This window comes from Pseudomonas sp. BS3767, assembly GCF_900099665.1.
In the GTDB taxonomy this organism is placed as follows: Bacteria; Pseudomonadota; Gammaproteobacteria; order Pseudomonadales; family Pseudomonadaceae; genus Aquipseudomonas; species Aquipseudomonas cerasi.
Window position 1 is genome coordinate 772,420 of record NZ_FNCX01000001.1, and the last position, 21,575, is coordinate 793,994.

Consider the following 21,575-nt stretch of genomic DNA (forward strand, 5'->3'; position numbering starts at 1 on the left):
GTTTCATTCTAGCCCGTGGGAAAGGACATTTATAAGTCGCCGTGACTGTCAGCGCCAATACACTTAAATAAACAGTCGAGACAGCCCTGCCGCTGCGATGCTCTTTTTAATATTCATTCACGGCTACCCCACTTCCAGAAAAACTGACAGGGCATTATTCAGAAGTGTTTAATTCGTGGTGTTCTTTTTCGATGCGGAATGCAAAAAGCCTTCCGTTCGGAAGGCTTTTCAATAACGAGCGCTGACAGGAGGTGATGAATCAGACCCCCTCGACTTCCAGCACCGCACGCCCGCCAATCGGGCAGACATCCATGTAACGGTGCGCCTGCACCACCTGCTCGAACGGAAAGCTGCGCGTCTGCAACGGCGCCAATACCTTGTCGGCGGTCATCTGATTGATCTGCTGCAAGGCGCGTTGCAGTGCGGCCTCATCCTGGGTAATGCCCAGCTCGGGCTTGCCGGTGAAATTGCCCAGGCAATGCACGTAGAACTGGATGTTCTTCTGGAAAGCGGCACAGGCCGGAAACGGCGTCTGATTACCGCCTTGCAGGCCATACAGCACCAGACTGCCACGCGGCGCCAGCACATCGCCCATGATCGACATCTGCGGACCGCCAAGGCCATCGAAGACGGCATCGACACCACGGTTGTCGGTGTACTTGTTGATCGCCATCAACAAGTCCTGTTCTTCGGTGACCACCACTTTTTCAGCGCCCAGTGACAGCAGGTACTCACGAGCATCCTCGGTCTTGGTCGCGGCGATAACCCGAGCCCCCAGTGCCTTGCCCAACTGCACGAATGCAGGGCCGGAGCAGTGGCTGGCGTCGGTGACCAGTACGGTTTGACCGGACTTGATACGCGCCAGATCAACGTATGCAAAGTACGCCACCAGATACGGCGTGTAATGCACGCTGGCCTGGACCGGCGTCAACGCCTCCGGGTAGCGGGTCAATGCACGGCGCGGCATGACGATGGATTCGCCGTAGACCGGGTGCTGGTTGGCATCGGCCGCAGGAAAACTGGCAACCTTGTCGCCTACTTGCAGATCATCTACACCGTCGCCCAGCGCGGTAATCACGCCAGCCATCTCATAACCCAGACCGGCAGGCAGCCGGGCATGGGTAGATGCGAGATTTTGCCGCCAAAGAACGTCGTACCAGCTGACACCGATGGCCTGAACACGCACCTGCACCTCGCCGGTGACAGGCGACGCGACAGGATGCTCTTCGACTTTGAGCACCTCGGCCGGGCCAAACTGGTGAAAACGGATCGTGCGGGACATTTAGAACCTCGCCTGGTGAACCTTGATGCCACAAACTTTATCCGGGCATTGCCGGCAACACCATCGGTGGCTATTAATAGTCGACATGCCTGTCATCGATTGTGTCCTGTGCGCTGCACGGCGCAGCCAGACAGCGTCTGGGCGTCGATGCGCGTAGTGGCCGCCATTGTTCGCATGTCGACGAAACATTGCAAGCCGTGTGGACATTCAGTAACCCTCACAGTAATTTTCGCTGCGCCCGACCCGCATTTGCTCGTACTATCGCACCCTGCTCACGTCCTCAACCGACAAATGGCCCGAGATATTCCGCATGAATCGCAACGACCTGCGTCGCGTCGACCTCAATTTGCTCATCGTTTTCGAGACCCTGATGCATGAGCGCAGCGTCACACGTGCGGCGGAAAAGCTGTTTCTCGGCCAGCCGGCAATCAGCGCTGCGCTGTCGCGGCTACGCGGCCTGTTCGATGATCCACTGTTCGTGCGCACCGGGCGCAGCATGGAGCCCACCGCCCGAGCGACGGAAATCTTCGCCCTGCTCTCCCCGGCACTCGACTCCATCTCGACAGCGGTCAGCCGTGCCTCAGAGTTCGACCCGGCGACCAGCACCTCGGTGTTCCGCATCGGCCTGTCCGATGACGTCGAGTTCGCGCTGCTGCCCACCCTGCTCAAGCGTCTGCGCTCCGAAGCGCCGGGCATTGTGCTGGTGGTCAGACGAGTCAATTACATCCTCATGCCGCCCCTGCTCGCCTCCGGGGAGATTTCCGTCGGCGTCAGCTACACCCAGGACCTGCCCGCCAACGCCAAGCGCAAGGTCTTGCGCAGGAGCAAGCCGCAACTGCTGCGCGCCGACTCGATACCCGGCCCGTTGAGCCTCGACGACTTCTGCGCCCGCCCCCACGCACTGGTCTCCTTCGCCGGCGACCTGAGCGGCTTCATCGACGAACACCTCGAGAAACTCGACCGCAAACGCCACGTCGTCCTCGCCGTGCCCCAGTTCAACGGCCTGGCGACACTGCTGACCGGCACCGACATCATCGCCACCGTGCCCGACTATGCGGCGCAAGTGCTGACCGCAGCAGGAGGCGTGCGCTCTGAGGACCTGCCGATTGAAACCCGAACGTTCGAACTGCACATGGCCTGGCGCGGCGCGCAGGATAATGATCCGGGGGAGCGTTGGTTGAGGTCGCGGATTCAGATGTTTTTTGGGGATCCGGATAGCCTCTAAACGAATTAACACCCTATCGCCTAGACATCTACAGCCCCCGCTAAACGCACGAACATAATCACTCAAATTGGCGCTCCTACTTCCACTGCTACCAACACCAGCCGAAGAGTACAGCTATAGCCAACACCAAAACCCGCCTACGCAAAGCCCAACCTCGCCCCCTGAAAACAAGACTCAAATCCCCTCCCGCCGCCGATCCTCCCTAGGGCATTTCGTAAAACGTGCTCGATAACTGCGAGTGAAATACGACGGCGATTCGAACCCGCAGGCGATGCTCACTTCCAGCACACTCAGACCGCTTTGCCGCAGCAGTTGCCGGGCTTTCTCCAGGCGCAGGCCCAGATAGAAGTTGCTCGGCGTGTCGTTCAAGTGCAGGCGAAACAAGCGTTCCAGCTGGCGCCGGGTGACGTTGATCGCTTCGGCAAGGGCCAGCGTGCTGAGGGGGCGTTCGGTTTGCTGTTCCATCTCTCCGATCACGTGCACCAACTTCTTGTTGGCGATGCCATAGCGCGTAGCGATCTGCATGCGTTGGTGGTCCTTGCGCGTGCGGATGCGGCCCAGTACGAATTGTTCGGATACCTGAATCGCCAACTCGGGGCCGTGCGCCTGGGCGATCAGGTCGAGCATCAGGTCGATGGACGCTGTGCCCCCTGCGCAGGTGATGCGGCGGCGGTCGATCTCGAACAGTTCCTGGGTCACGGTGAGCTGTGGATAGGACTCCTTGAACGCTTCGATGGCTTCCCAATGCAGGGTCAGGCGATGGCCATCGAGCAAGCCGGTTTCAGCGAGCACGCAGGCGCCAGTGTCGATGGCGCCCAGGGTCACGCCTTCATGATCAAGGCGACGCAGCCATTGCTGCAGGGCCGGCGTGGCGAACTGCAGCGGTTCAAAGCCTGCCACCACCAGCAGGGTCGCGCCTTTTTTCAGCGATTCAAGCGCCGCGTCGGCGTTGACCGACATGCCGTTGCTCGCCTGTACCGCGCCGCCGTCGGCGCTGAGGACGTGCCAGCGGTACAGCTCGCCACCAAAGCGGTTGGCCACCCGCAAGGGCTCCAGCGCGGAGATAAAGCCGATGGCCGAGAACCCCGGCATCAGCAAAAAATAGAAATCCTGGGCCATGGTAACGCTCTCCTCGGACCTGCAGCGTGGCACGTTGATACTCCCGTTCATGGGCACATTCAAGGGGCAGGTCGCCGCAGTGCAAAAGCGGGTCGCTGCAGTGCGCTTGGCCGCCCTCCAGGCAGGGTAATTTGTTTCCACGGTGCACAAAGACGCCGACACCCCACAATAACGATCTGCCGAGGGCCCCACCATGAACCGACTGATTAGTTGCAGCGTGCTTGCACTCAGCGCCAGCGCGCTCTTGAGCAGCAATGTAATGGCGGCTGATGCCGCTTCATGCCAGAACGTGCGCATGGGTGTGGTGAACTGGACTGACGTGATCGCAACCAGCGCCATGACCCAAGTGTTGCTCGACGGCCTCGGTTAGAAGACCAAACAGACCAGCGCTTCCCAGCAGATCATTTTCGCCGGCATCCGCGACCAGCGCCTGGACCTTTTTCTGGGCTACTGGAACCCGTTGATGACCCAGACCATCACGCCGTTTGTCGAGGCACGGAAGGTCAAAGTGCTCGACAAACCGAGCCTGGAAGACGCTCGCGCCACCCTCGCCGTGCCGACTTACCTGGCGGACAAGGGCCTGAAGACCTTTGCCGACATCGCCAGGTTCGAGAAGGAACTGGGCGGCAAAATCTACGGCATCGAGCCTGGTTCAGGCGCCAATACCCAGATCAAGGCGATGATCGCCAAAAACCAGTTCGGCCTGGGCAAATTCCAGTTGGTGGAGTCCAGCGAAGCCGGCATGCTCGCCGCCGTGGACCGTGCCGTACGCCGCAAGGAAGCCGTGGTGTTTTTCGGCTGGACGCCGCACCCGATGAACGTCAACGTGGCGATGACTTACCTCAATGGCAGCGACGACGCCCTGGGCCCGAACGAGGGCATGGCTACGGTGTGGACGGTCACTTCGCCGACTTATGCCGAACAGTGCCCCAACGTGCATAGATTGCTGACTAACCTGACGTTCACCGCCGCCGACGAGAGCCGGATGATGCAGCCGCTACTGGATCACAAGGATGCTCTCGAGTCCGCCAGACAGTGGCTCAAAGACCATCCTCAAGACCAGGCGCGCTGGCTGGAGGGCGTCACCACCTTCGACGGCAAACCGGCTGCGGCAAATCTCCAATTGAGCAGCCAATAACCTGATTTTGAACGGCCGCTTCGCGATCATCCATCGTCGCGAACGGCATCCTCACGCCTGTAAGGAGCCACCCCATGAACCACGACGTCATCATCACCTGCGCACTCACCGGTGCTGGCGACACGACCGCCCGAAGCCCTCACGTACCGGTCACGCCCAAGCAAATCGCGGCCGCCGCGGTTGAGGCCGCCAAAGCCGGTGCCACCGTGGTGCACTGTCATGTGCGCGACCCGCACACCGGCAAATTCAGCCGCGACGTGGCGCTGTACCGCGAAGTGATGGAGCGCATTCGGGAGGCCGACATCGACATCATCGTCAACCTCACCGCTGGCATGGGTGGCGATCTGGAGATTGGCGGCGGTGAACGCCCGATGGAGTTTGGTGCCAATACCGACCTGGTCGGCCCAATGACACGTCTGGCTCATGTCGAGGAACTGCTGCCGGAAATCTGCACCCTCGACTGCGGCACCCTGAACTTTGGCGACGGCGACACTATTTACGTGTCCACCCCGTCGCAACTGCGCGCCGGCGCCAGACGTATCCAGGCGCTGGGCGTAAAGGCCGAGCTGGAAATCTTCGACACCGGCCACCTGTGGTTCGCCAAACAGATGATCAAGGAAGGTCTGCTCGACAACCCGCTGTTCCAGCTGTGCCTGGGTATTCCATGGGGCGCACCCGCCGACACCACCACCATGAAAGCCATGGTCGATAATCTGCCCGCCGATGCGGTGTGGGCGGGCTTTGGTATTGGCCGCATGCAGATGCCGATGGCCGCGCAAGCGGTGTTGCTGGGCGGCAACGTCCGGGTCGGTCTGGAGGACAACCTGTGGCTGGACAAGGGCGTGCTCGCCACCAACGGTCAATTGGTGGAACGCGCCAGTGAAATTCTCAGCCGCCTGGGCGCACGAGTCATGACCCCGGCAGAAGGCCGCATCAGGATGGGCCTTGCCAAGCGCGGCTAATGCCTTCAGGACATAAAACCCTGTGATTGAATCACCGCACTCTTCAGGATCGTCGCCATGAGCTTTATCACTGAAATCAAAACCTTCGCCGCTCTTGGCAGCGGCGTCATCGGCAGTGGCTGGGTATCCCGCGCCCTCGCCCATGGACTGGATGTGGTCGCCTGGGACCCCGCGCCCGGCGCCGAAGCAGCGTTGCGTAACCGTGTCGCCAATTGCTGGGGTGCGCTGGAACAACAGGGTCTGGTACCCGGTGCATCCCAGAACCGCCTGCGCTTCGTGGCCACCATCGAGGAATGTGTCAGCGACGCCGACTTCATTCAGGAAAGCGCCCCGGAACGCCTGGAACTGAAACTGGATCTGCACCGCAGAATCAGCGCGGCGGCCAGGCCGAATGTGTTAATTGGTTCAAGTACGTCCGGCCTGTTGCCAAGTGACTTCTACGAAGGCTCCGCGCACCCGGAACGCTGCGTAGTCGGTCACCCGTTCAATCCGGTGTACCTGCTGCCGTTAGTGGAAGTGGTGGGCGGCAAAAATACTGCTCCGGCGGCCATACAGGCGGCAATCAAGGTCTATGAATCACTCGGTATGCGCCCGCTGCATGTGCGCAAGGAAGTCCCCGGCTTTATCGCTGACCGCTTGCTCGAAGCGCTATGGCGCGAGGCGCTGCACCTGGTCAATGACGGCGTGGCAACCACCGGTGAAATCGATGATGCGGTTCGCTTCGGCGCCGGACTGCGCTGGTCGTTCATGGGCACCTTTCTCACCTACACATTGGCGGGTGGCGATGCAGGCATGCGCCACTTCATGACGCAGTTCGGCCCGGCACTGCAGTTGCCGTGGACCTACCTGCCGGCACCGGAACTGACCGACAAACTGATCGACGATGTGGTCGACGGCACCACTGACCAGTTGGGTAAACACAGTATTTCGGCATTGGAGCGCTACCGTGACGATTGCTTGCTCGCCGTGCTGGAGGCGGTAAAGACTACCAAGGCCAGGCATGGCATGAGCTTCGCGGAATGAACCTACGGTAGCTGGCTTGCCTCCAGTGAGTGGCTGTGAGTCTTCCATCACCCTGCAAAGCACGCCAGTTACCTCATTTGATCAGAACTGACCCGGAATCCTCCGACATGCCTGCACTGACCACCTACACCACCCGAGTCCAACCCGACTGGGTCGACTACAACGGCCACCTTCGTGACGCGTTCTACCTGCTGATCTTCAGCTACGCCACTGACGGGCTGATGGACGCCCTGGGACTGGATAGCGATAACCGCGAAGCCAGCGGCCACTCGCTGTTCACCCTGGAACTGCACCTCAACTACCTGCACGAAGTGAAACTCGGCGCCGAGGTCGAGGTGCATACCCAACTGATCGCCCACGACGCCAAGCGCGTGCATCTCTATCACAGCCTGCATTTGGCAGGTGATGACATGGAGCTGGCCGGCAATGAGCAAATGCTGTTGCACGTCGACCTGAGCGGCCCGCATGCAACGATGTTTACCGAGGCAACAAAGGAAAGACTTGAAGCTATAAGCGCCGGGCAGTCCGATCTGCCGAGGCCCAAACTCCTCGGCCGAGTGATCGGGTTGCACACAGGAAAATAATCGAAAAGCCCCCTACTGCCAAAGTTTTGGCCCGCATCGGACTGCCTTGAATGGCACTGGAGAGCGTGTGACCGCGAGGTGACTTGTCGAACTGCGAGCATCATTCGCGTAACCCGTTAAACATTGGTGCCTCGCATATCAATTCGCACAAAAACAGCTTGCATTCTGATCCAACATGCAACTATAAAATGTACATGACTAGACAGGTTCGATTCGACAAGAAAACCCAGGTGATCAATGAGCTGATCCGCCGTATCGAAAGCGGCCAGATGAGCTCCGGCGCCCTGCTTCCCGGGGAAAATCTTCTGGCCCAGGAATTCAACGTCAGCCGCGGCACGCTGCGCGAGGCGTTGTCCGAGCTCAAGCGGCGTAACTTCATTGCCACCCAGACCGGCGTGGGCTCGATCGTCACCTACGACGGCTTCAGCCTGGACCAGCGTGCCGGCTGGGCTCAGGCCCTGGCCGACACAGGTGCTGGCGTGCGTACGGAGATCCTGCGTCTGGTGGCGGTGCAACGGCCCGACATGGAGGTGCGCCTCGGCACTTCCAGCCTGGTGGCCCTGGATCGCCGGCGTATCGCCGCTGATGGCAGTATCGTTTCCCTGGAGCGCGCCTTGATCCCGGCGGTCGATGGTTTGGAAAACCTGCCGCAAAACGGTCTGCTGGAACAGTCACTGACAGTGACCATGGCCGCCCACGGCTTCATCGGCGACAAGGGCGATCAGTGGATCGGTGCAGGGCCTCTGAACCGTGATGATGCCGTGCTGCTTGCACGCGAGCCCGGCACGGTGTTTCTCAAGGCCGTGCGCACGACCTTTGACCGCCGTGAACGTTTTATGGAGCACGTAGAGAGCCTGTTGGACCCCGTGCATTTTCGCCTTCACCTCGCCTTCGGATCGTCCACATGAGCGCAACATTTCTGCAAGACCGAGGCCTGGGTGCCTTTTATGGCCTGGCCTTGGGCGACGCTTTGGGCATGCCGACGCAGTCGCTGCCGCGCGCGTTGATCCTGCAACGCTATGGCCGTATCAATACGCTGATCGGTGCCGATGCCGACCAGCCGATCGCACCGAACATGCCTGCGGGCGCCATCACCGATGACACCGAGCAGGCGATCCTGGTGGCACAGTTGCTGGTGGCCGGCTGCGGCAGCATCGACCCGACAGCCCTGGCCCACAGCCTGATCGAGTGGGAAGCCGCGATGAAAGCCAAGGGCTCCTACGACCTGCTGGGGCCTTCGACCAAGCGCGCGATTGAAATGATCATTGACGGCCACAGCCCCGAAGAAGCTGGCCGCTTTGGCACCACCAATGGCGCGGCAATGCGTATTACACCGGCGGGCATCGCAGCCGACGTGAGCAACCGCGAGGCCTTCATGGCGCTGGTGGTGCAAGCCTGTCAGGTGACCCATAACACCACGCTGGGCATCTCCAGCGCGGCAGCCGTCGCGGCCGTGGTGTCCGCCGGGATCAATGGCACGCCCCTGGCCGAAGCTCTGGAGATAGGTACTGAGGTAGCCCTGAGTGCCGAACGCCATGGTCATTGGGTTGCGGGTGGGCGTATCGCCGCGCGCATTCAATGGGCCAAGGCACTGTGCGCTGACTGCACAGACGAACAGTTGGCCGACCGGGTGCACGATGTGATTGGTACCTCGGTCGCCTCACAGGAATCAGTGGTCGCTGCCTTCACCCTCGCCCACCGCGTGGCGAGCAGCCAGCTCAGTCCGTTCGATGCAGTGTGCATGGCGGCCAGCCTGGGCGGTGACACCGACACGATTGCCGCCATTCTTGGCGCCATGCTGGGTGCCTGCAATGGCATGCAAGCCTGGCCGGCGGCGCTGATCGAGCAAATTGATGCGGTCAACGCGCTCGATCTCGCGCCCTTGGTCGAACAACTGCTGGTCCTGCGCACCGGTTGATAGACCGGGTTGTGCTCGCTCACTGTGAACGAGATCACCCTCGCCCTCAGCCTTCGGAGTGGCGATCTGGCTGACCCGATTTCGGAATAGCCAATTTGCACTGGATTGCACCTGCTGACGTACTGCCACAACCACAATAAAGGCAATAGGAGCAACGCAAATGACGACATCGTCCGCCTCTCAAGGTGCGGGTCAGCTGGAAACCCGCGGTATCGAGCCGGTTCCTGAAAACGAGTGCAACGGCCACCCGCTGCAACTGTTCTGGGTCTGGTTCGCCGCCAACATCAGCATCCTGGGCTTGCCGCTGGGTGCCACCCTGGTAGCGTTTCAGGGGCTGGCCATCTGGCAGGCAATCATCGTCGCCATTCTCGGTGCCGCCGGCTCGTTCGCCGTGGTCGGCGTTATCTCCATTGCCGGGCGCCGCGGGCGGGCACCGAGCCTGACGCTGTCCCGGGCCATTTTCGGGGTGCGAGGCAATATCGGGCCCACGCTGGTTTCACTGATGTCGCGCCTGGGCTGGGAAACGGTCAACACCACCACCGCCGCGTTTGTCCTGCTGTCACTGTTCGCGATACTTTTCGGCACCCCCGTGGAGGCGAAAAACTCGCCTGGCCTGACCCTGCTGTTCATCGCCTTGTTCGTGCTGCTGACCCTTACCGTCTCGGGCCTGGGCCATGCCACTCTGCTGGTCATCCAGAAATGGGCGACTTACCTGTTTGGCGCGCTGAACCTGGTGGTCGGTGGCTTTCTACTCACCCACATCGACTGGAGCCTGGTCTTCGACGCGCCGGCAGCGCCACTGAGTGCCATGATCATTGGCGTCGGCACCATGGCCGCCGGCACGGGTATCGGCTGGGCCAACGCGGGCGCCGACATGTCGCGCTATCAGCACGCCAGCGTGAAGGCCACTCGACTGGTGGCCTCGGCGGCATTTGGCGCAGGGATCCCTCTGGTTTTGCTGATCACCCTCGGCGGCTTGCTGTCGGTGGGCAACGATCATCTGGCGTCAGCCACCGACCCGATCATCGCCATTCGCGAAATGTTGCCCACCTGGATGGCCGTGCCCTATCTGATCACTGCGTTCGGCGGTCTGCTGTTGTCCAATAACCTGTCGGTCTACTCGGCCGGCCTGACCACCTTGACCCTCGGCCTGAAGGTCAAGCGAGTACACGCAGTCATCGTCGATATCATCGCGATCTTTGCCGGCTCGATCTATTTCATGCTGATCGCCGACAGTTTCTACGGCCCTTTCATTACGTTCATCTCGATGTTGGCGGTGCCCATTACCGCGTGGGTCGGCATCTTTGTCGTCGACCTGCTGCATCGCCACATCTACTCCCCACACGACCTGCTGGACCAGACCCCAAAGAGCGCCTACTGGTATCGCGGCGGTGTCGAATGGCGCGCGCTGGGCTCGTGGGCATTGGCTATCGTGCTCGGCTTCAGCTTCACCACCGTGGCTACCACCCCGGAGCATGTGCTATTCAAAGGTTTTCTCGCCGATTCCTGGCTGGGTCATAACGGCCTGGGCTGGATCGTGACCTTCATTGTCGCCGGTGGCCTGTATGCGCTGCTCGGCGGGGCGCGTGATCGCCGTGTCGTTACCGAAGAGGCTGCCCATGCCCGCTAAATTGCTCTACACCGGCCAGGTCGTGGTTGACCTGGTCATGGCCATCGACCACCTGCCGCCGTCGGGCGGAGATGTACTGGCCAGCAGCGCCACGTTCGAGGCCGGAGGCGGCTTCAATGTGATGGCCGCTGCCTGCCGCAATGGCTTGCCTACGGTTTATCTGGGTCGCCATGGCCAGGGCCGCTTCGGCGACCTTGCTCGCCAGGCCATGCGCGACGAAGGTGTGGAGATTGCTACGATGCCTGTTCCCGGAGAGGATACCGGCCTGGCCGTTGCCCTGGTAGAAGCCTCGGCCGAGCGGTCGTTCATCTCCTATGTGGGCGCTGAAGGTGGTTTGTCTGCCGATGACCTGCAGGGCGTGCAGGTCAGCGCCGAAGATTACGTAGTTGTCAGCGGCTACAGCCTGGCACACAAAAACAAGGTCACGGCCCTGCTCGCCTGGCTGGACGGATTGCCCGGCGGCACTACAGTGGTATTCGACCCAGGCCCATTGGTTGATGCGCTTCATGGCGTCGAGATGCGCGCCGTACTTCCTCTTATCAGCGTATGGTCCAGCAACTGCGAAGAAGCCCTGCGCTTCACGCAAACCCGGACGCCCGCCGACGCGCTCCACCACCTGGCGTCCATTCTGCGCGAAGATGCGCTCATAGTGATTCGTGACGGCCCCGCAGGTTGCTGGGTCCACCATGCCGGACAGACGCGACACATACCCGGCTTTGCCGTCACGGCAATCGACACCAATGGAGCCGGCGACGCCCACGCGGGTGTGCTGCTGGCCGAGTTGGCCAGAGGCAGCAGTGTCGACCGCGCGGCGCTGCGCGCCAATGCGGCAGCAGCGATTGCGGTCACACGCCGGGGGCCGGCGACGGCGCCTGGCCGTGAGGAGGTAGATGCGCTGGTGGGGGCCGATTTTTAGGCTGGCTTGAGCTCGCTGTGCTCAACCAGCCAGACCACACTCCCGGTCCAGCCGGCTGCCCCGTGCAAAACCATGAGCACCTGCGCGCAGTGCGATCACCAGACTTAGCAACAACAGCATCAGCAAGACCCAAGGAAAGGAACCTGCTCCCCATTGGCCAAGCAACACGCCACCCAGTAGCCCTCCGCCTGCGATGGCGCTGTTCCAGACCACGACATTCATCGAAAGCGCGACATCTGCGCCCTCACCTGCCGAATCGGCGAGCGCGGTTTGCAGCAGTGTGGCGGCGCCACCGAAGGTCAGTCCCCAGATAAAAGCACCGACGTAAATAGCCGGTGCAGAGCCGGAAAACACGCCGAAGAACACTGACACCGCTGCGAATGTTGCCAGGCTGGCAAGTACTGTCTTGCGCAAATGTCGATCAACCAGCCGTCCCGTGACCCAGATGCCGGCCAGTGCGGCGACCCCGAATGCCAGCAATACCAGGTCCACATCATTCGCCAGCCCCGCCGCGGAAACGAAGGGAGCGACGTAGGTATAAAGCAGGTTGTGAGCCAGCATCCAGGTGAACACAACGCCCAGCACCGAGCGTACGCCGGGCGTGAAAAAGACCTGACGTAACGCCATGCGCTGTGCGGAGGACTTGCCGGAATAGTCCGGCACTTTGACCAGCACCCAGATGATCAGCAGCACGGTCATCCCGGACATCAAGCCAAACGCCATGCGCCAACCCATGAACCCGCCAAGCCAGGTTCCCAGAGGCACGCCCAGCGACAAGGCAACGGGCGTACCGACCATCGCCACGGCCAGTGCACGGCCTTGCAGTTGCGGGACCACCATGCGCCGCGCGTACCCGGCGATAAGGCTCCAGGCCAGCCCCGCCGAGACGCCTGCGAAAAACCTTGCGATCAGCGTCAGTCCGTAACTGGACGACAACGCAGTGACGCTGTTGAAAACCAGAAAGCCGGCAATCGTCACCAGCAAGACCGTCCTGCGCCGCCAGCTTTGCGTCGCGATCGTCAGCGGAATGGCGGCCAGCAATGAGCCCAACGCATAAACAGTCACCATCTGCCCGGCAAACGATGCGGACACCTCCAACCCGTCGGCGATCTGCGGCAACAAACCTGCCGGCAAAGTCTCGGTGACAATGCAGATGAAACCCGTCATTGCCAGCGCCAGCAACGCCCCCAACGGGAGTGTTTCGCCCTGCTTCTCATCTGTAATCATTGAAAAACCCTCACTAATATACTGATCGGTACAAATATAGGCAGATGGAGTCAGGTGGTCAATGACTTATGTATCGATTAGTATTTAAGTAATTCCATAGGAGACTCGACATGGCACAGCTGGGGCGTCCGCGTACATTTGACCGTGACTTGGCGATCACCCAGGCGCTACACCTGTTTTGGGAGCACGGCTACGACGCAACTTCCCTAAGCCAGCTCAAGGCAAACATAGGTGGCGGCATCACGGCGCCGAGCTTTTACGCAGCGTTTGGCTCTAAAAACGCCCTGTTCAATGAAGTGATGGAGCGCTACCTCGACACCTACGGCCGAGTCACCGACAGCCTGTTCGATACGACCCTGCCGCCCAGAGACGCGATTGAAATCACCCTTCGTCACTCAGCGAAAATGCAGTGTGAGCCTGGGCATCCTAAAGGGTGTCTGGTGGCGTTGGGGCTGATGAGCGCCTGCTCGGACGAGAGCAAGGCCATTTCCGAACCCCTTGCTCGGGCCAGGGATCTGAACCGCACAGGTATCGTGGCCTGCATCCAGCGCGCCGTTGCGGCAGGTGAATTGCCCGCAACGGTAATACCGGAAACGCTCGCGGCCGTGTTTGACAGTTTTCTTCTGGGCTTGTCTACACTGGCGCGCGACGGTGTCCCACATGCCACACTGGACGCCGCAGTGACCCAGGTGATGAGACTGTGGGACAGCCTGGGCAGTGTTGCCGACAATCATTGACCCTGAAGCTCAATATGGAAGAGGTTCGGGAGGCGTCGAGGACGCCAGACTCTTTGCACTGTTTTTTTTGGAGAACACCATGCTTCGCGCGTTTGAAAAATGGCTTGACCCCTTCCCGCCTGACGAAGTGCCACCACCACCTGACGGCCTGGCACGGTTTCTCTGGGCCTGCACGCGAGGGGCACGCGGTTACATCCTTGCGTTTGCGCTGCTGTGTGCCGGTGTGTCGATTTACGAAGCCTGGCTGTTTTCCTTCCTCGGGCAGGTCGTGGATCTGTTGTCCACGTGGCAGGCTGGCGGCGATACGGCCGCGCAGGAAAGCAGCGTGCTGTGGGGTATTGGCCTGGTATTGCTGAGCAGCATCGTGCTGGTGGCATTGCGCACGATGGTGCAGCACCAGGTATTGGCGATCAACCTGCCCCTGCGGCTGCGTTGGGACTTCCACCGATTGATGTTGCGGCAAAGCCTGTCTTTCTTCTCCGATGAGTTCTCCGGCCGCGTCACCACCAAGGTGATGCAGACAGCGCTGTCGGTGCGCGAGGTGCTGTTCACCATCATCGAAATCGTCCCCGGTATCGGCGTCTATTTCATCGCGATCATTGCCCTGGCCGGCGCCTTCGATTTGAAGCTGATGCTGCCTTTCCTTGTCTGGCTGATGCTGTTCGGTCTGGCCATGCGCTACTTCGTACCACGCCTGGGCAAGGTCGGGCAGGAGCAGGCCAACGCGCGCTCATCGATGACCGGACGTGTCTCGGACGCCTACACCAACATCACCACAGTAAAGCTGTTCTCCCATTCCAAGCGTGAAGCGCATTTCGCGCGCGCGGCGATGGAGGACTTCAAGCTCACCGGCTTGCGCCAGATGCGTCTGGTCAGTCAGTTCGAAATCGTCAATCAGGCCCTGGTGGTCGCACTGATCATGGGTGCTGGCGGTTACGCCCTGTGGCTGTGGCACCAGGGCCAGGTCGGCACCGGTGCGGTTGCGGCGATCACCGCCATGGCGTTGCGCATCAACGGCATGTCGCACTGGATCATGTGGCAGATGACCTCGTTATTCGAGAACATCGGCACCGTCCAGGACGGCATGCAAACCTTGACTCGCGGTCCCAAGGTTCAGGATGCGCCGGACGCGAAGGCTCTGGTCACCCGAGGCGGCGCGGTCACCTTCGATAACGTGAGCTTCAATTACAACGGCGAACGCCAGGTACTGGATGCCCTGAGCCTGAGCATTCGTCCAGGTGAAAAAATCGGCCTGGTGGGTCGCTCCGGCGCCGGGAAGTCCACGCTCATCAACCTGCTGCTGCGCTTTTATGACGTGGACAAGGGCTCGATCAGTATTGATGGGCAAGACATTGCGCACGTTACTCAGGACAGCTTGCGCAGCGCCATCGGCATGGTCACGCAGGACACCTCGCTGCTGCACCGCTCCATTCGCGACAATATCGCCTACGGACGTCCCGATGCGACCGATGAGCAAATCCGTAGCGCTGCGGCGAGTGCGCAAGCCGACGGGTTCATCAGCCAGCTGAGCGACAAGCAAGGCCACAGTGGCTACGACACGCTGGTGGGTGAGCGCGGTATCAAGCTGTCGGGCGGCCAGCGCCAACGCGTCGCCATCGCCCGGGTGATGCTCAAGAACGCCCCGATCCTGCTGCTCGACGAAGCCACCAGTGCGCTGGACTCGGAAGTCGAAGTGGCAATCCAGGAAAGCCTCGATGAAATGATGCAGGGCAAGACGGTGCTCGCCATCGCCCACCGTCTGTCCACGATTGCCGCCATGGACCGGCTGATTGTCATGGACGACGGCCGCATCATCGAACAAGGCACTCACGCCGAACTGCTGGGCAGAAACGGTACCTATGCGCGGCTGTGGCAGCACCAGAGCGGCGGGTTTCTCGGGGAGGATCAGGGTGTGGCCGATATCATCGATTAGGCAGACTGACCAATAGCCCGGCCAGGTCGCTGGTGGCGTACGCAAGCACTCCAGCGGCGATAAGAGAAAGGGCATCCATGCCCTTTCTTGCCTTAAAGCGTTGCTTCGATCTTTTTGGCAGCAGCGTCACTGACCCAGGTGTGCCAGATTTCCGGGTGCTCCTTGAAGAATATCTTCGCCAGCTTGGGTGAATCGATACGCTCCTTGCTCATGCGGGCCAGGTTCTGGTTTAACAGGTCGATCGGCAGATTGACCTTTTCCAGAACGGCTACCAATTCCGGTGCCTGCTCGTGAAAGACATTGGAAAGCCCTACCTGAATGCTGATTTTCTTATCGACGCCCGGCTTTTCTTCCAGCTTCAACAGATCGACTTGTCCCATTAACGGCGTCGGCGACCAGTAGTAGAAAAGAATGGGCTCGCCCCGCTTGTAGCTCGACAAAACGGCAGCATCCAACGCCGGGCCTGTACCCGGGCGGAAGTTGGTATAACTGGCTTCCAGGCCATAGCTCTTAAGCATCTCGCTGTTTTCCAACTCGCAGGTCCAACCCGCCGGGCAATTGTAGAAACGGCCTTTGTCCGGTTCTTCCGGGTCCTTGAAGAGCGCCACGTACTGGGTCAGGTCGGCGATCTTCTTCAGATCGGGAGCCTTGGGCTTGAGGTTGCGTTTGGCATCGCCTTCGACCAGATAACGTGGCACATACCAACCTTCGGTGGCCCCGATAATCGGTGCCCCCACACCGACTACCTTCCCACTGTCCGCCGCCTTGTTCCAGACCTCGCTTCGCCCGATCCACTCCTCCGCCAGTACCTGAATATCGTTATTGCTCAAGGCGCTTTCCATGGTGATGGAGTTGCCTGGCAATGTATCGATCGCACAGCCATAGCCGTTCTTGAGCAATATCTGCAGCATGTCGGTGAGCAACATGCCGCTTTCCCAATTGAGCCCGGCAAATTTGACCGGTTTACCCGACTCGCACCAACCGGCGGCCTGGCTTGCAGCACTGCCGGCAAACAGCCCGAGAGCAATCAGTGTGGCGGTAAGGTTTTTTCTGATCTTCACAATCGCACGCTCCAACACAGTGAACAGGGTTATGGCAGTGCAAATGCTCGTCACATCAGTGGCGAACCTGTTTCATCTACATGAAACTCAAGCTCCTTGATGTATCGTCGGGAACCAATCTTCGCGCAGTCTCTGACCGGTCTGCATCGCATGCCCTGGATACGGTGGAGAGGTCCGTCCTGGACGCTCGAAGTAACGTATATCGTCGCCAAGCCAGCGCAGCGACAAGACACGACGGCGCTGAGCCGACGCATTGCCTCTAGCACCATGCACGGTACGGAAATCGAACAGCACCGCGTCGCCCGGCTGCATCTCCCATTCCAGTACCTGCAGGCCTTGCTCGGTATCAGTATCTGGATCCGGCGCGTCGCGGTACCCGCCAGCATCTTTGTAGAAATCGCTTTGATCGGCCCAGTGCACCGGTTTTATGCCCTTCTCCCAACGGTGTGAGCCGGCAAGCAGCCGCAGCGTCGACTCGCGCACCGGGTCCACGGGGATCCAGAAACTCACGTTCTGGCTACCTTCGACAAAATAGTAAGGGATGTCCTGGTGCCATGGCGTGGCCTTCTGCGCGCCGGGTTCCTTGACCAGAACATGATCATGAAAAAACTGTGCCGATCTGGAGCGCATCACGGCAGCCGCGACAGACGCTGCCGGTGAATCCTCGACCATGGCGCGAAACTCTGGAATCCGCTGCCAGTTGCAATAGTCGTCGAAAAAGCCGCCCGGTTTGTCATCCTTCTCGACGTAACGGCTGGCGTAAGCACCCGGCTCGGCGAGGTTGCGCTCGATTCCGTCGGCAATGGTGCCGATCCAGTCGCGGAAAACGCCGCGCAGGCAAATTGCGCCATCGCGCTGAAAGGCCTCAATGTCTTCTGTCGTGAGGGCAAACGAATGTTGTGTCATGACCTGAAACTCCCTCGGAGAAGAATAAATGTGGGCAAGGGCAAATATTTCATGACACACAGCGAAGATAAAATAATATGTATTGATTTATCACCCAAGAAATTCTTATGAAGTTCAGTCTGCGACAACTCCGTTATGCGCTCGCTGCCGCCAAACACGGCAATCTCACGTTGGCGGCCGAAGAGCTGCATGTTTCCCAACCGTCAATTTCAACGGCGATTACCGACCTCGAGCAGCTTTTTGGTCAGCCGCTGTTTGTTCGTCAACGCGGACTGGGCGTATCGCTTACGCCTTTCGGGCGCACAGTGATGGCCCAGGCCAGGCGGGTTCTGGCCGAAGCCCGGACGTTTTCAGACATCGGCAGCGACAACAACGACTTTTCCGGAGAGCTGGTACTGGGTTGTTACGAGGACCTGGCACCCTATTGCCTGCCGCAGATCCTCAGGCGCCTGCAACAGGAACATCCGCGAGTGAGGGTCGACATGCGCGAAGGCGGCTTCGACTATCTGGGCAAGCGCCTCGCCGAAGGTACTCTGGAGCTGGCGCTGACCTACGACCTGGGGCTGCCGGCAAACATGGCGTGTATCGAGTTGCGTCAATTGACTGCCCATGCCCTGCTGGCGGCTGATCACCCATTGGCAAACGAGCCCGATGTCAGTCTGCAAGCACTCAGTGAAGGCAATCTGGTAGTTACTGATCAGGTCCACAGCTGGCAGCACGTGCTGGACCTGTTCAACATGCATGGACTGTCGCCTCAAAGCCTCCAGCGCACCCACAGCTTCGAGTTTCAGCGCAGCCTCGTCGCCAACGGATTCGGTGTTTCCCTGACCTATACCAGGCCCTTCGGCGACCGCAGCTACGACGGTCAGCCCTTGGTGTGTCGCCCGATACGCGAAACGCTGCCCACCCAGCGCATCGTACTGGCCTACGATCAGCGCTACCCGTTAACGCCTCCCGCCGAAGCATTCAAAAATCAGGCCGTTGCCTGGTTCCAGGAAAGAGTACCTTTTGTCTGAGGCAGCGCCCGGGCGCCTATGACGCTGAAGCGGCGACAACCCGCCAACAACAAAATAAACAAATGCATTTTTAGCAAAAATACAATTATTCTTTGCCCATGATCAAAGAACTGAAAACGTTTATCGCCGTGGCAAGAGAAGGCACGTTCGCTGCGGCGGGCAGCAAGATCGGGCTCACCCAGGCCGCTGTCAGTGCGCAGATGCAGCGCCTTGAAGCTGAACTGGGCGTCGAGCTGTTCGACCGAAAAGGACGTTCAGCCCAGCTCAACCGCATGGGGCAGCAGGTGTTGTTACAAGGTCAGGATCTGGTGCGCCAGTTCAGCAGCCTCGGCACTACGACAGTAGGGCTACCCGCGAGCGTGCTGGTGACCATCGGCGCAATTGCCTCTGTACAACGCTCCTTTCTACCGGAAGCGCTGGCTCGGTTTCATCAGCAATTCTCCGCGTGCAGGACGCGCGTCATTCCCGGCCTGTCCATGGACCTGGTCAATCAGGTGGACGCTGGCGAGATCGACATGGCAGCGATCATCCGCCCGCCCTTCTCACTGCAAAGCGACTTGCGCTGGACAACGCTGGTCCGTGAACCCTATCGCCTTATCGTGCCAGCTGACATGCAGGGGGATGACTGGGCCGAACTGATTTCGGCTCATCCATTCATTCGTTACGATCGATCGTCATTTGGTGGCCGACAGGTCGATAGGTTCCTGCGCCAGACCCATGTCTCGCTGCGCGAAGTCTGCGAGCTCGATGAACTGGATGCGATTATGAAACTGGTCGCCAACGGCGTCGGCGTCGCATTGGTTCCGGAAACGGCAACCCTGCAGAGATGGCACGCCGGTGTGCGCTCTATCGACTTGAAAGAGCATACGTTCCATCGCGATATCGGGCTGGTACATCGCGCTCGCCGCAGCCTGACCGAACCGGTAACCGCGCTGGTCCAACTGATCAACGAACACGCTCTGACTCGTTAGCGCTGCTCCCGCTCTAGCAGGCCTGGCGCAACATAGTGTGCGCCAGGCTTTTTACTATTTTGCGAACAGCTGACTCATGTCCTTGAACGCCTTGAACTCAAGCGCATTACCGCAGGGATCGAACAGGAACATGGTGGCCTGCTCACCCACCTGCCCCTTGAATCGAATGTAGGGTTCGATGACGAACTCGGTGCCGAAGGATTTCAAGCGCTCGGCCAGAGCTTCCCACTGAGCCCATTCCAGAATGATGCCGAAGTGCGGAACCGGCACGTCGTGACCGTCTACCGGGTTGCTGTGCACGCTCTCTTGAGAGGCGGTTTTCGGGTGTTCATGAATCACCAACTGGTGCCCGTAGAAATCGAAGTCGACCCACTGATCGCTGGAGCGCCCTTCGGAAAGACCGAACACTTCACCGTAGAAGGCACGTGTCGCGGCCAGGTCATAAACCGGGATTGCAAGGTGGAAAGGAGAAAGACTCATCAGGACTCCGATTGCAGCTCTTGGTGGCGTGTGAGCCTGACAGCGTGCTCGCTGTCCGGCGACTTATTCAAGTTCCACTCATGCTAAGGCCGGGCGATACCAATAAAAATCAATATATATTTTAAAGATTCACAAATTATTTTTGTGATAGCGGCCACGCTCAAGCACCAGGCCAGCTCACGAATGCAGGCTGATCCAGCCGTTGATCCCTACATACATCCCGACACAGATAATCAGGACGCTGGACAGGTAAGGTGCGCGTCGAGCAGCTGCACTGAGCCAGGGGAAACGATTCGAGGCTTTTCGCGCACCGATGGCGGCGGCAGCGCCAACGGTGACCAGCGTGACGGCGAGACCCAGGCTGAAACAGATCACCATCATCGCGCCCAAGGTGACCTGCTTCACCTGCAGGCACAGCAGCAACACGGTGATGGCTGCTGGGCAAGGGATAAGCCCCCCGGTCAAGCCGAACATCAGGATCTGGCCATTGCTGACCTCGCGATGGATGAAGCGCTTGCGAATGTCGTCGGCATGGGCCTTTTCATGGGCGTCCTGATAGCCTTCGGCGCTCAGGTTCAAGCCGTCCAGATCACTGTGGTCATGGCTGTGATTGTGACCATGCTCGTGCTCATGGGAGTCCACGCCGTGCTCATGGCCATGGCCTGTATGCCCGTGACTGAGCCTGGCACTTTCGACCTTATACAACTGCTCGCCACGCCAGGTGCGCCATAGCATCCACAATGCAATGGCGATGATCACGGCAGATGACCCGAGCTGGAAGTAAGGTTCCGTGGTTTCAGCATCCAGCCCCTGGCCCAGATACATCCCGCCGATTGCCACCAGCCAGACAACGGCGGTGTGCGAAACGGTAGCGGCGACGCCGAGCATCACGGCCTGTTTCACAGAGCCACGAATGGCCACAATGAACGCCGCCATCATGGTTTTTGAATGCCCAGGCTCCAGCCCGTGCAACGCGCCCAGCAAAATGGCACTGGGGAAATACAGCCAGGCGTGCGACCCCCCTTGCTGTAACAGCTCGACGAAGTTGGGCATGTGAGACCTAGAGGTATTTGGTGATTTGCTTGAAGGCTTCCAGCGGTGCCCGCTCGCCCTTGGCGAGTGAACCGAGCGTGTCTTCAAGGCAGTGATCGATATGATCCTGAATCAACGTTCGCTTGGCCTGGCACACCGCTTTCTCGACCGCGTGCAGCTGCTGGGCGATGTCCACGCACTCGCGCCCGTCTTCGATCATGGTGATGATGCTGCGCAAATGGCCGTCGGCCCGTTTCAGGCGCTTGATAACAGCTATGTGGGACTGGTGCGTATGGCCGTGGGGGTGGTCGTGTTCACTCATGGCTTGAGCTCTGGCCTGGACAATTCAGACCGGCACTCTATCCCCCCAGGGAGGATAGAGTCAAAGGTAATGCAGGATTGGAACCGGAAGCGA

The 21,575-nt window shown here is 59.9% G+C and carries 20 protein-coding genes and 1 pseudogene; 13 read left to right on the forward strand and 8 right to left on the reverse strand.

What is annotated here, in order from left to right; genetic code table 11:
* Positions 1-259: 259 nt before the first annotated feature.
* On the reverse strand, positions 260-1,282 hold the full coding sequence (locus BLR16_RS02910) for a zinc-dependent alcohol dehydrogenase family protein (protein WP_074806192.1): 1,023 nt from the start codon (positions 1,280-1,282) through the stop codon (positions 260-262).
* Positions 1,283-1,592: 310 nt separating this feature from the next.
* Here BLR16_RS02910 and BLR16_RS02915 point away from each other — a divergent pair, with 310 nt between their 5' ends.
* Complete coding sequence (locus tag BLR16_RS02915) at positions 1,593-2,507, forward strand: LysR family transcriptional regulator (RefSeq protein WP_003347707.1); 915 nt, start codon at positions 1,593-1,595, stop codon at positions 2,505-2,507.
* 174 nt (positions 2,508-2,681) lie between these two features.
* Here BLR16_RS02915 and BLR16_RS02920 read toward each other — a convergent pair whose 3' ends face one another.
* On the reverse strand, positions 2,682-3,626 hold the full coding sequence (locus BLR16_RS02920; RefSeq protein WP_024663660.1) for a GlxA family transcriptional regulator: 945 nt from the start codon (positions 3,624-3,626) through the stop codon (positions 2,682-2,684).
* Between the two features lie 193 nt (positions 3,627-3,819).
* Here BLR16_RS02920 and BLR16_RS02925 point away from each other — a divergent pair.
* The 8 genes and pseudogenes from BLR16_RS02925 (at position 3,820) to BLR16_RS02960 (ending at position 11,797) form a co-directional block, all read left to right on the forward strand.
* A pseudogene (locus BLR16_RS02925) lies at positions 3,820-4,764 on the forward strand (choline ABC transporter substrate-binding protein).
* A gap of 74 nt (positions 4,765-4,838) precedes the next feature.
* Complete coding sequence (locus tag BLR16_RS02930; protein WP_003435538.1) at positions 4,839-5,726, forward strand: 3-dehydrocarnitine:acetyl-CoA trimethylamine transferase CdhC; 888 nt, start codon at positions 4,839-4,841, stop codon at positions 5,724-5,726.
* Positions 5,727-5,783: 57 nt separating this feature from the next.
* A complete protein-coding gene (locus tag BLR16_RS02935) occupies positions 5,784-6,749 on the forward strand; it encodes an L-carnitine dehydrogenase (RefSeq protein WP_074806189.1) in 966 nt (321 codons plus the stop codon).
* A gap of 107 nt (positions 6,750-6,856) precedes the next feature.
* Positions 6,857-7,333 (forward strand): thioesterase family protein, encoded by a 477-nt coding sequence (locus BLR16_RS02940; protein WP_074806186.1) that lies wholly within the window; start codon positions 6,857-6,859, stop codon positions 7,331-7,333.
* A 188-nt stretch (positions 7,334-7,521) separates the two neighbouring features.
* A complete protein-coding gene (locus tag BLR16_RS02945; RefSeq protein WP_003364375.1) occupies positions 7,522-8,241 on the forward strand; it encodes a GntR family transcriptional regulator in 720 nt (239 codons plus the stop codon).
* Positions 8,238-9,251: an ADP-ribosylglycohydrolase family protein gene (locus BLR16_RS02950; protein ID WP_074806183.1), complete on the forward strand. Its 1,014-nt coding sequence runs from the start codon at positions 8,238-8,240 to the stop codon at positions 9,249-9,251. Before BLR16_RS02945 ends, BLR16_RS02950 begins: the two co-directional genes overlap by 4 nt.
* Before the next feature lie 160 nt (positions 9,252-9,411).
* On the forward strand, positions 9,412-10,881 hold the full coding sequence (locus BLR16_RS02955) for a purine-cytosine permease family protein (protein WP_004413701.1): 1,470 nt from the start codon (positions 9,412-9,414) through the stop codon (positions 10,879-10,881).
* Positions 10,871-11,797, forward strand: a complete 927-nt coding sequence (locus BLR16_RS02960; RefSeq protein ID WP_074806180.1) for a PfkB family carbohydrate kinase — start codon at positions 10,871-10,873, stop codon at positions 11,795-11,797. Before BLR16_RS02955 ends, BLR16_RS02960 begins: the two co-directional genes overlap by 11 nt.
* A 21-nt stretch (positions 11,798-11,818) precedes the next feature.
* Here BLR16_RS02960 and BLR16_RS02965 read toward each other — a convergent pair whose 3' ends face one another.
* On the reverse strand, positions 11,819-13,024 hold the full coding sequence (locus BLR16_RS02965) for an MFS transporter (RefSeq protein WP_024663665.1): 1,206 nt from the start codon (positions 13,022-13,024) through the stop codon (positions 11,819-11,821).
* A 110-nt stretch (positions 13,025-13,134) separates the two neighbouring features.
* Between BLR16_RS02965 and BLR16_RS02970 the strand changes: the two genes are divergently transcribed.
* Together BLR16_RS02970 and BLR16_RS02975 are read left to right on the forward strand one after the other, a co-directional pair.
* Positions 13,135-13,761, forward strand: a complete 627-nt coding sequence (locus BLR16_RS02970) for a TetR/AcrR family transcriptional regulator (RefSeq protein ID WP_004413707.1) — start codon at positions 13,135-13,137, stop codon at positions 13,759-13,761.
* Between the two features lie 79 nt (positions 13,762-13,840).
* The gene (locus BLR16_RS02975; RefSeq protein WP_092194089.1) at positions 13,841-15,694 is read left to right on the forward strand and encodes an ABC transporter ATP-binding protein; all 1,854 of its coding nucleotides are present in this window, start codon (positions 13,841-13,843) and stop codon (positions 15,692-15,694) included.
* Positions 15,695-15,786: 92 nt separating this feature from the next.
* On the opposite strand, the gene BLR16_RS02980 is transcribed toward BLR16_RS02975, so the two are convergent.
* Positions 15,787-16,755 (reverse strand): ABC transporter substrate-binding protein, encoded by a 969-nt coding sequence (locus tag BLR16_RS02980; protein ID WP_074806515.1) that lies wholly within the window; start codon positions 16,753-16,755, stop codon positions 15,787-15,789.
* An 87-nt stretch (positions 16,756-16,842) separates the two neighbouring features.
* Entirely contained in the window at positions 16,843-17,661 is an 819-nt protein-coding gene (locus BLR16_RS02985; RefSeq protein WP_003364393.1) for a phytanoyl-CoA dioxygenase family protein, read from the reverse strand.
* Between the two features lie 107 nt (positions 17,662-17,768).
* Between BLR16_RS02985 and BLR16_RS02990 the strand changes: the two genes are divergently transcribed.
* Positions 17,769-18,677: a LysR family transcriptional regulator gene (locus tag BLR16_RS02990; protein ID WP_003364395.1), complete on the forward strand. Its 909-nt coding sequence runs from the start codon at positions 17,769-17,771 to the stop codon at positions 18,675-18,677.
* A gap of 98 nt (positions 18,678-18,775) precedes the next feature.
* Complete coding sequence (locus BLR16_RS02995) at positions 18,776-19,648, forward strand: LysR family transcriptional regulator (RefSeq protein ID WP_003364397.1); 873 nt, start codon at positions 18,776-18,778, stop codon at positions 19,646-19,648.
* A gap of 54 nt (positions 19,649-19,702) precedes the next feature.
* Here BLR16_RS02995 and BLR16_RS03000 read toward each other — a convergent pair whose 3' ends face one another.
* The 3 genes from BLR16_RS03000 to BLR16_RS03010 form a co-directional block, all read right to left on the reverse strand.
* Complete coding sequence (locus BLR16_RS03000) at positions 19,703-20,128, reverse strand: VOC family protein (protein ID WP_003364399.1); 426 nt, start codon at positions 20,126-20,128, stop codon at positions 19,703-19,705.
* 177 nt (positions 20,129-20,305) lie between these two features.
* Positions 20,306-21,181 carry a nickel/cobalt efflux protein RcnA gene (locus BLR16_RS03005; protein ID WP_003364402.1) on the reverse strand — a complete coding sequence of 292 codons (876 nt, stop codon included), beginning with the start codon at positions 21,179-21,181 and terminating at the stop codon, positions 20,306-20,308.
* A gap of 7 nt (positions 21,182-21,188) precedes the next feature.
* Complete coding sequence (locus BLR16_RS03010; RefSeq protein ID WP_004413716.1) at positions 21,189-21,482, reverse strand: metal-sensing transcriptional repressor; 294 nt, start codon at positions 21,480-21,482, stop codon at positions 21,189-21,191.
* Positions 21,483-21,575: the final 93 nt, after the last annotated feature.